Below are 11,436 nucleotides of genomic sequence, written 5' to 3'. Positions count from 1 at the left end.
GAGCAGCGCGTCACTTCTTCATCACGGGCAAACCGGGCGCGCGACAAACGCGCATCACCGGCCCCCGTTGCGTCACGGCATGATGGGGATGGTGCTGACGCCCTCGAACTCCGCCGTGCCGCCGCGGACGATGCCGTTCTTCTGGCACCAGCCGCCCGGCACCTCCAGCACGTACTGGCTGGGGATGCCCACCGTGCGGTTCGTCAGCGTGCGCGGCTCCGCGTTCTCGATGATGCCCACGACGCGGCCCTCGGACGTGATGAACAACATGTCCAACGGGATGAGCGTGTTGCGCATCCAGAAGCCGCGCACCTCTTCATCCGGGAAGATGAAGAGCATGCCCTGCCCGGCCGGCAGCGCCTTGCGCCACATGAGCCCGCGCGTGCGCGACTCGCCCGTGGCGGCCACCTCCACCTCCACGCGGCGCACACCACCGTAGGCATCCTTCAGCCGCACGTGCGCGCGCGGCAGGGTCGGCATCACGTAGTCCTCCGCCGACACGTCCTTGGACCGGGGACGCGCCGGAGCGGGCGCGGCGGGCTTCGGAGGCGCGGCCGGCGCTTCCTGACATGCGCCGCCCGCGAAGGCCAGCGCCGCCAGGACGAACGTGAGGCGCATCTTCATGGATGCTGGGGATGCAGGGGCTTGTTGAGCAGCTTCTCGGTCAGCTCGGAGCCCAGGCTGTCCGACATCAGCCGCTCCACCAGCGTCTCGAAGTCCACGCGCTGGGACTCGCTGCTGTAGATGAAGCGGATGCCCATGCCGGGCTCCTCCGCGTCGGCCTTGGACCAGACGACTTCGCCCAGCAATTCGAAAGGTGCCTCTCGGTGCGGCACCGTCAACTTGAAGAGGAAGCGCGTGCCAATGGGCAGCGGCTTCTTCGTCTTGATGAACGTGCCGCCCTTGCTGATGTTCTTCGTGTAGTCAGCGAAGAACGAATTGAGCTTCTTGTAGTCGACCTTCAGCTCGATGGGCGCACGACCATGGGTGCGCAGTTCGGATCCGCTCTTCTGTTCGGACATGCGGCCGGGGAGTATAGGGGACGCCATGCGGCAAGTCCTCCCCCGTGCCCGTGCACTGTTGGGCCGTCCAGCCGTCCTGGCCACCGTGCTGCTGCTCGGCGGTGGGGGGTCGGCCCTCGTCCTCCTCCCCCTTTTCGGGGTCCCGGGCTTCGAACTGGGCCTGGCCCTGTCCATCGCCGTCGGTCTGCTCGGGGGGGGGACAGGCATCGCCGCCGCTGCCCAGGAGCGCCGCATCCTCACGGGCGCCGCCCCCATGCCCGCCCGGGTAGAAGCGTCCGCCCTGCCCGGAACCGCCGTGGGCCGCGCCCTGGGGGCCAGCGTCGTCCTGAACCTGGGGGTGCTCGTCCCCCCCTTCGTGTGCGCCCTGCTCTTCGCCCGGCTTCGCACCGCGTGCGACCCCTTCGAGCTGGCGGGCTTCTACCCCCTGCTGACCATCCCCTCCGCCCTGGTGGCCTCCGCGGCGGGCGTGCTCCTGGGCTTCGCGACGGCCCGGCCCCGGAGCGCGGCGGGCCTGTACGCCCTGCTCCTCCTCGCCTCACTGGGGGTGACGGTGTGGCCCATCGTCTTCGGGCCCCAGGTGTTCGCCTTCAACATCTTCCTGGGCCACCTGCCCGGCCCGCTCTACGACGAGGCCCTCCAGATGACGGCCGCGCTGGGCTGGTTCCGCCTGGAGACGCTCCTGTGGGTTGGCGCCTTCGCGGGGCTCGCCCTCGCGCTGCTGGACGTGCGCACCGGGCGCCTGACGCTGAAGGGCGCGCGCCCCGGTGGCCTGCTGGGGCTGGTGCTCCCCTGCGCCCTGGGCATCGTCTGGCTGGAGGCCCGCGCGCCTCAGCTTGGCCTGCGGATGAGCGACACGTACCTCTCCGAGCAGCTGGGCGGCGTGCGGGAGACGGAGCACTTCGTCCTGCACTACCCGCGCGGCAAGGCCCGCCAGGACGTGGACCGCATGGCCCGCGACCTGGAGTTCCGCTTCACCCAGACGGCCGGTTTCCTGGGCGTGGCCCCCACGGAGCGCGTGCGGGTGTGGCTCTACCGCTCCGAGGAGGAGAAGCAGCGGCTGGTGGGCGCCGGCCGCACCCAGTTCGCCAAGCCCTGGCGCACGGAGCTGCACATCCAGGACAAGCCCTTCCCCCACTCCACGCTGCACCATGAGCTGGCGCACGTGATGGCGGGCCCCGCGGGCTCCGGCTTCTTCCGCGTCACCACCCGGCTGGGCGTGTGGCCGCTGATGGGCGTGATTGAAGGGCTCGCGGTGGCCGCGGACGACCCCGTGCAGGGCGAGCTCACCCTGCACCAGTGGGCCGCGGGCATGCGCAGGCAGGGGCTGGCCCCGGACATGCGCGACCTCATGGGCCCCAAGGGCTTCTACCAGTCCGCCCCGGCGCGCGCGTACACCGTGGCGGGTTCGTTCCTGCGCTACCTGGCGGACACCTACGGCGCGGACAAGCTGCGCGCCGTCTACGCGCACGCGGACTTCAACGAGGCCTACGGCCGGCCCCTGGACGAGCTCGTCACCGAGTGGGAGCGCACCCTGGACGCGCTGCCCCTGGACGCGTCCGCGCTCGCGCGCGCCTTCGCCCGCTTCCGCACCGGCAGCCTCTTCACCCGCGCCTGCGCCCGCGAGGTGGCCCGGCTGTCGGACTCCGCCCGCGAATCGCTCGCCAGCGACCCGCAGGACGCGCTCCAGCGCTACCAGCGCGCCGCCCGGCTCCAGCCGGAGGAGCCGTCCTACCAGCTGGGCCAGGCCGTGGCCCTGGACGCCCTGGAGCGCGGGCCCGACGCGGCGAAGGTGCTGGCCACGCTCGCGGACCAGGTGAAGGACCGGCCCACGCTCGCCGCGGAGGTGGCCGTGGCCCGCGCCGACGTGGCCCTCCACCTGGAGGACGTGGAGGGTTCGCGCGCCTTCCTCCAGGCCGCGCTCGCGATGGATCCGGGGCCGGAGCTCACGCGCACCGCCCAGGTGAAGCTGGCCGCGCTGGAGACGCCGTCGCGCCGCGCGCCCATCGAGGCTTACTTCCGCGCGCCGCAGGAGGAGCTGCGCCTCCTGCTATTGGACCGAGCCCTCCTCGCGTCACCGATGGATCCGTGGCTGCACTACCTGCTGGGGCGGCGGCTGCACCAGGTGGGGGCCCCGGCGCTCGCGGGGGAGCAGCTCCAGCGCGCCCTTTCGGACACCACCCTCCCGGAGGCCATCCGCCGGGAAGCCACGCGGCTGCGAATCGAGGCCGCCTACCTGGCGGGCGACTGCGGCGCCGTGCGGCATGAAGTGGGCGCGCTGCCGGACTACGGGGCCGCCTTCCGTGCGTCGGCCTCCGAGTGGCAGGCCCGTTGTGACTTCGAGCAGACGGCCTATCGCGGGCCCCTGGTGCCGCGTCAGGCTTTCCGCTAGACGCGGGCCCCTGCGCAGAGACGACTCACGCATCGACGGAAAGGTGGATGGGGCATGCACTTCGAGAAGACGCAGTACATCCAGGGGACGGTGGACGAAGTGGAGCGCGCGCTGCTGGACGAGCGCTACTTTCCGTACCTCCTCCAGCACCACGGCGTGCTGCTGGAGCTGCAGCCCCAGGAGGTGCGCGTCGACGGTGACCGCGTGCACCGCAAGGTGCGCTACCGCCCCAAGCCCGTCATCTCCTCCGTGGGCCCCAAGAAGGTGTCGCCGGAGTGGTTCGCCTTCATCGAGACGTCCACCTACGACAAGCGCACCAAGCAGCTCACGTTCACCAACACGCCCACGTCCCACACCATCTCCAAGATGCTGATGAATTCGGGCGTGCTGAAGCTGCGCGACCTGGGCAATGGTCAGACGGAGCGCAAGATGGAGGGCGAGCTGTCGCTCAAGGTGCCCTTCCTGCTCAAGCCGGTGGCGATGATTGCCGAGCCGCTCATCAAGACCGAGGGCCTCAAGATCCTCGACGGCGAGCTGCCCGTGCTCAACCGCTTCATCGCTGAAGTCATCCGCGCCAAATAGTCAAAGCGCACGGAGGGCGGCGGGGCCGGGGAATGGGTTGACACAAATGCGGTTGAACCCATAAGGCCCCGCCATGCACAACCGCTTCCTCGCCCTCTGCGCCGTCTTCTTCCTGGCCGCATGCGCCCCGAAGCGCATCCCCGGCACCGAGCTGGAAGACACCGGTGAAACCCGCGCCATCCTCGCCGTGATGGAGAAGTATCGCGCCGCCCTGGAGGCCCGCGACGCGAAGGCCATCCAGGCGCTGGTCTCCCCGAAGTTCCGCGACGACGGCGGCACCCCGGACGACCCGACGGACGACCTCACCGCCAGCAACCTGGAGTCCCACCTCCAGGGCCTCTTCCAGAAGCTGCAGAACCCCAAGGTGGACTTCAACATCCGCCGCGTGGAGTTCCGCGAGGACGACATCGCGCTCGCCATCTACTACTGGAACGCGTCCTGGCGCATGCCCGGCCTCAACGCCCGGCCCCAGCAGGACTCGGAGCTGGAGCAGATGGTGTTCCAGAAGGTCGGCGGCGACTGGAAGATCCTCTCCGGCATCTAGCTGTCAGACGCCCACGAGCGCCCTCAGCCCGTCCGGGCCCATGTCATCCAGGGCCCGCGCGCGGGACAGGTAGGTGCGGAAGTCCTTGGGCGCGAGCTTGTCCGCGCCCAGCGGGGACAGGTGGTAGTCGCGGATGCGGCTGGTGGTGAAACGCACCGCGCCGTAGAGGGCGTGGCCGTACAGCGCCCGCTTCTCCACGTCCGACAGCGGCCGCGCGTCCTGGTAGCCGCGCAGCAGCGCCTGGCACCGCTCCGGCTGGTAGGCCCCCTCGAAGCACCACGCGTTGAGGGTGACGGCCACGTCCAGCGCGTACGCGTCCACGCAGGCCATCTCGAAGTCGAAGAAGGCGCCCACGCGGTCGCCCAGCCACTTCACGTTGTCCAGGAAGAGGTCCGCGTGGATGACGCCCCGGGGCTCCAGTCCCTGGCGCTCGGCTTCCACGCGCGCGAGGTACCGCTCCAGCTCCGCCGCCACCGAGACGAGCTCCGGCTCCGGCCGCCGGGACAGGCCTTCCAGCCAGCCCTTCACCACGCCGGGGCCGTAGGGGTTCGCGCGCGTACCCCCGAAGGACTGCGTCGTCCGGTGCAGCTTGCCCAGCTCGGCCCCCAGGCGCTCCAGCACCGCCGGCGTGAGGCGGTCGCGGGTGTACTCCTCGCCGGCCAGCCACTTGAAGACGCTGATCCGCCCGCCGTGCAGCTCCACGAAGGGCGCGGGCCCCGGAGGCACCAGCAGCACCGGCGCGGGGAAGTGCGCTCGGGACAGGTGCTCCAACAGGGACGCCTCGAAGCGCAGGTCGTCCGGCGAGCGCACCGTCGTGTGGCGCACGAAGACGCGGCCTGAGTCCGTCTCCAGCCGGTGGTTGGTGTTGATGGAGCCCTGGGGAATCGGCGTGATGGAGCGCACCGCCCCCAGGCCCCAGACTTCCGCCACGTGGGTGAAGGCCTCGGGGGGAAGTGTCGTGTAGACGGCCATGACGTGCCTCCGGGGCGTGCCGCCCCCGCGTGCGTGCTGCCCCCACCCGTTGACACCCCGGGGGGCCGGACCTATCTGTCCATGCCCGCCCTACTTCGCATCACTGTCTGAAAATCTTCAATCTTCGCGCGTGAGGCCACCCCCATGGAAACGTCGGGCCGCGGTGACTGGAAGCGTCGCGAGGGACTGGGCAGCGCCCTGGCCCAGATTGGCGTCGTCGCCGTGCTGCTCGCCGCGGGTGTCGCCTGGTACGTGCACCAGGGGCAGGTGCGCCAGGAGGTGGACGCCCACCTGCGCACGGCGCGCTCCGCGGTGCTGAAGGGAAACCCCAGCGACCTGGCCATGGCGCAGCAGAACCTGGAGGCCCTCTTCGCGCTCGCGCCGGACTCGCGCGACGCGCGGGCGCTGGCCGCGGACCTCCAGGCGGAGCTGTGGCTCACGCACCACCAGCCCGGCGCGGAAGCGAAGGCGCGCGAGCAGCTGGAGCGCGCGGAGACGCTGGGCTCGCGCTCCGGTGAGCGCTACGGCGCCCGGGCCCTGCTGCTCGTGGGCGCGGGGCAGACGGCGGAGGCGCACAAGCTGTTGGAGGAGCTCAAGTCCCAGGGCGCCAACAGCCCCCGGCTGACGCTGGCCCAGGCGCGACTGCTACAGAAGGAGGGGCACCTCTCGGAGGCCCGCCAGGCCTTCGCGCGCGCGGCGGAAGGGGCCTGGAAGGATCCGCGCTTCTCCGCGGCCTACGGTGAAGCGCTGCTCGACGAGGGGATGTTCCCCCAGGCGGTGGAGGCCTTCGCGCGCGCCACCACCGTGAACCCGGACCACCTGCTGTCGCGGGTGACGTCCGCCCTGGCGCAGCTGTACGCGGGGCGGCCTCCGGACGGCGTGACGGCGTTGCTGGAGGAGGTGCGCTCGCGCGGCAAGGAGCTGACGCCCGCGCTCCAGGCCCGCATGGCGGTGGCCCAGGCGGAAGTCTCCCTTGCGAAGGGCTCCCCGGACGAGGCGCTCACCCACGTGGACGCGGCGCTCAAGGCCTGGCCGGACGAGCACTACGCCCTCTTCACCCGGGGCCGTGCGCTCGCGGTGAAGCGCGCCCCGGACGCCCGCCAGGCCTTCGAGGCGGCGGCGGCCAAGCGGCCCACCGCGCCGCTCCTGACGCTGGAGGGCGCGCGGCTGCTCCAGGCCCAGGGTGACGGAGAAGGCGCGCTGGCCATGCTGGACGCCTACGAGAAGACCTTTCGCGAGGTGAAGGTGCGGACGGCGGACGGCAAGGAGCTGCCCGCGTTGGACCGGGACGACCGTTACTGGCTCACGCGCGGCGGTGTGATGGAGGCGGCCGGCCGTCAGGACGACGCGCTCGCGGCCTACGACAAGGCGCTCTCGGCGCGCGGCGTGGGGCTGGCGCGGGCGCAGTACGCCAAGGGCGCGCTGCTGCTCGCACGCAAGGACTTCGACGGCGCGAAGTCGCTGCTCACCGCCGTGGCGCCGGAGACGGGCGCGGGCAGCATGCCGGAGGCGTACGCGGCGCTGGGCGAGCTGCTCTTCGCCCAGGGCGAGTTCGCCTCCGGGTGCCAGCAGCACTACTTCTCACTCGTGCGCGCCCGCGCCCAGGGCGCGCCCGTGGAGCAGCTGGCCACGCGCGCCAACGACATCAAGAAGCGCCTGGAGACCAGCGGCCAGCCCGCCATGGCCAAGGCCTGGCTCACGGAGGCAGGGCCGCTCTTCAGCGGCAACGACCCCGCGGCGGTGACGCGTTAGAGCAGCTCCGAGGGGTCCAACTGGCGCTGCTTCGCCTTCACCACGCGCCACTCGCCATCCTCTTCCTTCTCGAAGGTGCCCTCGATGGCGTAGGCGTTGAGGACGCTATCCCGGGCCAGGTCCTCCAGCTTGTCCGCCTCCGAGCGGCCGAAGATGAAGCGCGCCTGGAAGTCACCCTGCGTGGGCGACACCTCGTGCACGTCGATGTCGGTGGTGAAGATGCGGACCCACTGGCCCCGCAGCACCTGCGCGGCCAGGATGCCGCGCACGTCCTGCTTGCTCCAGCCTTCCTTCGTCTTGAAGCGCTCGGACACGCCCTCCATCACCCCGCCCACGTCCTTCTCCTCCGCCGAGCGCGTCATCGCGATGATGCGCCGGGTGACGGCGTCCTTCACGCCCGGCTCCTCGCGCGGCCAGAGGAACAACACGAGCGCGGCGGCGAGCACCGCCGCCATGCCGCTCACCACCCGGGTTCGAGTCAGCACCATCTCAGGCGGCCCCGGTCTCCGGCTCCAGCATCATGTCGTCCGCGTCGATGATTTCCAGCGGGCGCAGCGCTTCGCCAATCTGCTTCAGGCGGCGGTCGGACAGCTGCTCCAGGTACGTGCGGATGTTGGGGAAGGACGTCACCAGCTCCTGGAAGGCCTCGCGCTTGAGCCACCCCGCCGCCGTCTTGCGCGTCACGGACACCGTGGCCGTGGCCCTCAAGCCCGTGAGGAGTGAAATCTCTCCCGCCACGTCGCCCTCGCGCAGCACGCCCAGCGTCACCATGCCGCCCGCCGGGTCCTCCTTCTGCACCGTCAGCTCGCCGGCCAGCACCAGGAAGAGGCCCTGGGAGTACTCGCCCTCCACCAGGACCCTCTCGCCGGGCTGCAGCGCGCGGAAGGTGAAGCGCTGGAAGAACGCGCCCCGCTCCGACTCCGGCAGCTGCTGGAACAGGGGCGAGTTCGCCATCAGGTTGCGCATCATGCGCTGCTGCGCGAAGTCCGCCAGCAGCTGCGGCACCGCCGGGTGGCTCTTCGCCACCGCGTTGAGGTGCTCGCGGCGGATTTCAAAAACCTCCGAGTCCGACACCGCCGTCACCGACGCGGTGGGCGGCGCGCCCGTGAGCAGCGCCAGCTCGCCGAAGATGGAACCGCCGCCCAGGAAACCCAGCGTGCGGTCCTCGCCGTCCGTCCGGCGCGTCACCTCCGCCTTGCCGGCGACGATGACGTGCAGGTGGTCGTCCGGCTCGCCCTCGCGGCTGATGACCTCCTCCGGCTTGATGGTGCGCCACACCATGCGCCCCACCAGGTCCAGGAACGCGTCCCGGTCCAGGTCCGCGAACAGCGGCAGCGGCGGGCGGCTCTGCGGATCCGCGGTGCCGCCGGTGTCCGGCGCGGCCAGCACTTCAATGGCGCGGTTGGACAGCTCCTCGCCCACGAGGCCCATCAGGTCCGTGTCCACCTTGCCGTCGTACAGGTGCTCCGGCGGCAGCGGCGGCGGCACGGCGGCGCGGCCCGGGGCGCTGCGCGCGGCGCGCGAGTGCACGCGGTACAGCGTCTCCTTCAGGCGGCGCTCGTTCGGAGACAGCTCCATGGCCAGCTTGCACGCGGCCATGGCGCTCAAGAGGTAGTCGCGGCGCAGGAGCCCCTCCGCGCACGCGTGGTACGCGGTGACGGCGCGCTCGCGCTCACCCAGCTCCGCCAGACACCGGGACGCCAGCATGCGCGAGCGGTGGTCCGCGGGCACGCGGCGAACGGCCTCCGCGAAGACGGCGAGGGCGCGCTCGAACTGGCGCTCCTCGAACAGGTCCATGCCCAGCTCACGCAACGACGACTCGTTCATCCGGTGTCTCCAGACCGCGCACGACGACAGGTGTGACAGGGATACATGAAAGAGGCCGCCCACCCTCATCCCACGGGCGGCGGCCCCCTGACTCCAGCTATGCGCTACGAACCGCCGGCCTTCTGCAGGTCGCTCAGCGCCATCTCCGCCTTGCGCTTCACGTCCGCGCCCTCCGCGGAGGACTCGATGACGATCTTGAACTGCTCCGTCGCCAGGGCCGGGTCGCGGTCGCGCGAGATGTACGCCGACAGGTACAGCTCCTCCACCTTCTTCTGCAGCTCGTCCAGGCCGTCGCGGGCGCGCGAGTCACCCGGGTTGAGACGCAGCGCCTCTCGGAAGCTGCGGCCCGCCAGTGGGAACTCCTTGCGCTTGAAGGCCGCCTGCCCCGCCGCCACCGACGCGGAGGCCAGCTCGTTGTCCAGCGTGTCGCCCAGCGAGCCAGCGAAGCCAATCTGCCGGTACACCTCCACCGCGCGGCGCAGCGGCTTCACGGAGGCCTCCAACGAGTTGTTCTCGTACTTCTTCTGGCCCTCCTCGAAGGCGGAGCGGAACTGGGGGATGAGCTTCTTCAGGTTGCGCGCGCGGGCCTGGATGTCCGCCTCGCTCCGGTACTTGTCCATCACCCGGTCCACCTCCAGCGACGCGCGCTGGAAGTCCCCGCCGTTGAAGCGGCGCTCCACGTCCTGGAAGGCCTCCGCCACGAACTCCGCGCGGCGCTGCTTGGCGTTCTCCGCGGCCACCGCCTGCCGGACACCCGCCTGCCGCGCGGCCTGCTGCGCCTCCTTGGCCAGCTGGTTCACCAGGTCCGTGAGCTTCTGCTCGTAGAGCGAGCGCGTGCCCTGCGGCAGCTCCGCGATGAGGGTGCGCGCGTCGTCCGGCCGGCGCTCCGTCAGCGCCGCATCGACCAGGTCCAGCGTGTACTTCTGCTCGCGGGCGTCCAGCTCCTCTTCCAGCTTCTTGCGCGCCTCGTCCGTGCGCGCCGTGCCCTGCGGCGTGCCGGTCAGCTTCGCGCGCGCGTCCGGGTAGCGGTTCTCCGCCATCAGGTCCCGGGTCGCCTGGAAGGCGTCCATGATGTCCTGGAGCTGCTGGGCCGCCTTGGCCACGCCGTCCACGTCGATGCCCACGCGCAGCTTCTCCGCCTCCTGGGCGAAGCGCACCGCGTCCGGGTACTCGCCGTCGCGCACCTTGTCGCGCGCTCGCTGCATCAGCTCCTGCGCGCGCGCCTGGCTGGGGTCCACCACCGGCTTGGGCGGCGGCTTGTTCCCGCCGGACATCGCCAGACCGGCGATCAGCATCAGGAGCACCAGGCCACCCACCGCCGCGCCCACCTTCATCTTGAAGGTGATCTTGAAGCCCTCGCGCGCCGTTGAGCGCACCGGACGCGGACGGGGCACGCCCGTCTTGCGCGCCTTCTCGTCGCGCATCAGGTCCGCGATCTTGTAGTTCGCGTTGGTCTTCTCATCCAGGCGCGGGTCCTTCTTCTCCTCCTTCTTTTCCTTCTTCTCGTCCGCCTCGCCGGACTCGGCCTTGGCGCGCATCTCCTTGATGAGCTCGCCCTCGTCCACGAAGCGCAGGCGCGTCTTGCCCACGGAGATTTCGTCCCCGTGCTTCAGGATGCACTCGTCGACCTTCTGGTCGTTCACCTGGGTGCCGGAGATGCCGCCCAGATCGCGCATCACCACGCCGCTCTCGCCGTAGACGAGCTCCAGGTGGCGCCGGGACACGGTCTGGTCGCCCAGGGCGAAGTCGCAGTCCTTGCTGCGCCCCACCACCATGCGCACGCCCTTGAAGCGCTTCTTGCGCCCCTTGTCCGGGCCGTCCAGCACCAGCATCAGCACCGGGGGGCCGGCGCGCGTCGTCTCGGAGTTGTCCTCGTCCTCGGCGGGCTCCTCCGCCTCCGGACGCACGTCGTCAATGGAGGCCACCCGCGTCTCGCCCGTGCGCGAGCGAACGGGCTCCGCGTCGCCGTACAGCTCCGGGTCTCCCCCGTCCTGGCTGTCTTCGCCGGAGAGTGGCGCGGACCAGTCTTCATCCGGCACGGCGGAGACGCGGCGGGAGCCGCCCCCCGCGGGAGCTTTGGGTCGGCGGTCCGCCGTCGCGCCTCCGGCCGAACGGCCGGTGCCCGAACGCGATGACGGTGATGGACGGCGAGGAGGCATGGGGGGGTCCAGGTTGAAGCGGCGATCATCTTAGAGCGCCCACCGCACGGTGGGAATGCGCTCCCAGCGTTCCTTTCAGGGAAGACGGGCTCAATCCGGTTCGTTGGCCCGCACGGCGTCCCGTCTCCGATGTAGGTTTCCTCCATTCCCGCTTCCTCAAGAGCCACGAGCCCCTCCATGCCCCGAGCC

The 11,436-nt window shown here is 71.0% G+C and carries 10 protein-coding genes; 4 read left to right on the top strand and 6 right to left on the bottom strand.

All coding sequences use genetic code 11. The features are described from left to right. Positions 1-72: 72 nt before the first annotated feature. A complete protein-coding gene (locus D7X99_RS35425; RefSeq protein ID WP_171805310.1) occupies positions 73-624 on the bottom strand; it encodes a DUF192 domain-containing protein in 552 nt (183 codons plus the stop codon). Beyond that, entirely contained in the window at positions 621-1,022 is a 402-nt protein-coding gene (locus D7X99_RS35420; protein WP_043321926.1) for a TIGR02266 family protein, read from the bottom strand. The genes D7X99_RS35425 and D7X99_RS35420 overlap by 4 nt, the downstream gene beginning before the upstream one ends. Before the next feature lie 25 nt (positions 1,023-1,047). Between D7X99_RS35420 and D7X99_RS35415 the strand changes: the two genes are divergently transcribed. The 3 genes from D7X99_RS35415 (at position 1,048) to D7X99_RS35405 (ending at position 4,537) form a co-directional block, all read left to right on the top strand. Beyond that, the gene (locus tag D7X99_RS35415; RefSeq protein WP_169826211.1) at positions 1,048-3,411 is read left to right on the top strand and encodes a hypothetical protein; all 2,364 of its coding nucleotides are present in this window, start codon (positions 1,048-1,050) and stop codon (positions 3,409-3,411) included. A gap of 54 nt (positions 3,412-3,465) precedes the next feature. Continuing rightward, positions 3,466-3,993 carry a hypothetical protein gene (locus D7X99_RS35410; protein WP_121781623.1) on the top strand — a complete coding sequence of 176 codons (528 nt, stop codon included), beginning with the start codon at positions 3,466-3,468 and terminating at the stop codon, positions 3,991-3,993. 73 nt (positions 3,994-4,066) lie between these two features. Beyond that, positions 4,067-4,537, top strand: a complete 471-nt coding sequence (locus D7X99_RS35405) for a nuclear transport factor 2 family protein (RefSeq protein ID WP_121781622.1) — start codon at positions 4,067-4,069, stop codon at positions 4,535-4,537. Positions 4,538-4,540: 3 nt separating this feature from the next. Here D7X99_RS35405 and D7X99_RS35400 read toward each other — a convergent pair whose 3' ends face one another. Then, positions 4,541-5,509 carry a homoserine kinase gene (locus tag D7X99_RS35400; RefSeq protein ID WP_121781621.1) on the bottom strand — a complete coding sequence of 323 codons (969 nt, stop codon included), beginning with the start codon at positions 5,507-5,509 and terminating at the stop codon, positions 4,541-4,543. A 144-nt stretch (positions 5,510-5,653) separates the two neighbouring features. Between D7X99_RS35400 and D7X99_RS35395 the strand changes: the two genes are divergently transcribed. Beyond that, positions 5,654-7,261, top strand: coding sequence for a tetratricopeptide repeat protein (locus D7X99_RS35395; protein ID WP_121781620.1), 1,608 nt, complete (start codon positions 5,654-5,656; stop codon positions 7,259-7,261). Here D7X99_RS35395 and D7X99_RS35390 read toward each other — a convergent pair. The 3 genes from D7X99_RS35390 to D7X99_RS35380 form a co-directional block, all read right to left on the bottom strand. Next, complete coding sequence (locus tag D7X99_RS35390; protein WP_121781619.1) at positions 7,258-7,749, bottom strand: hypothetical protein; 492 nt, start codon at positions 7,747-7,749, stop codon at positions 7,258-7,260. The genes D7X99_RS35395 and D7X99_RS35390 overlap by 4 nt on opposite strands. Before the next feature lies 1 nt (position 7,750). Next, on the bottom strand, positions 7,751-9,088 hold the full coding sequence (locus D7X99_RS35385) for a cyclic nucleotide-binding domain-containing protein (protein WP_121781618.1): 1,338 nt from the start codon (positions 9,086-9,088) through the stop codon (positions 7,751-7,753). Positions 9,089-9,192: 104 nt separating this feature from the next. Next, positions 9,193-11,127 carry an FHA domain-containing protein gene (locus D7X99_RS35380; RefSeq protein WP_233597361.1) on the bottom strand — a complete coding sequence of 645 codons (1,935 nt, stop codon included), beginning with the start codon at positions 11,125-11,127 and terminating at the stop codon, positions 9,193-9,195. Between the last annotated feature and the right edge of the window lie 309 nt (positions 11,128-11,436).

The organism is Corallococcus sp. AB032C, from assembly GCF_003668935.1.
In the GTDB taxonomy this organism is placed as follows: domain Bacteria; phylum Myxococcota; class Myxococcia; order Myxococcales; family Myxococcaceae; genus Corallococcus; species Corallococcus exiguus.
This window is presented reverse-complemented; position numbering and strand designations above follow the sequence as displayed.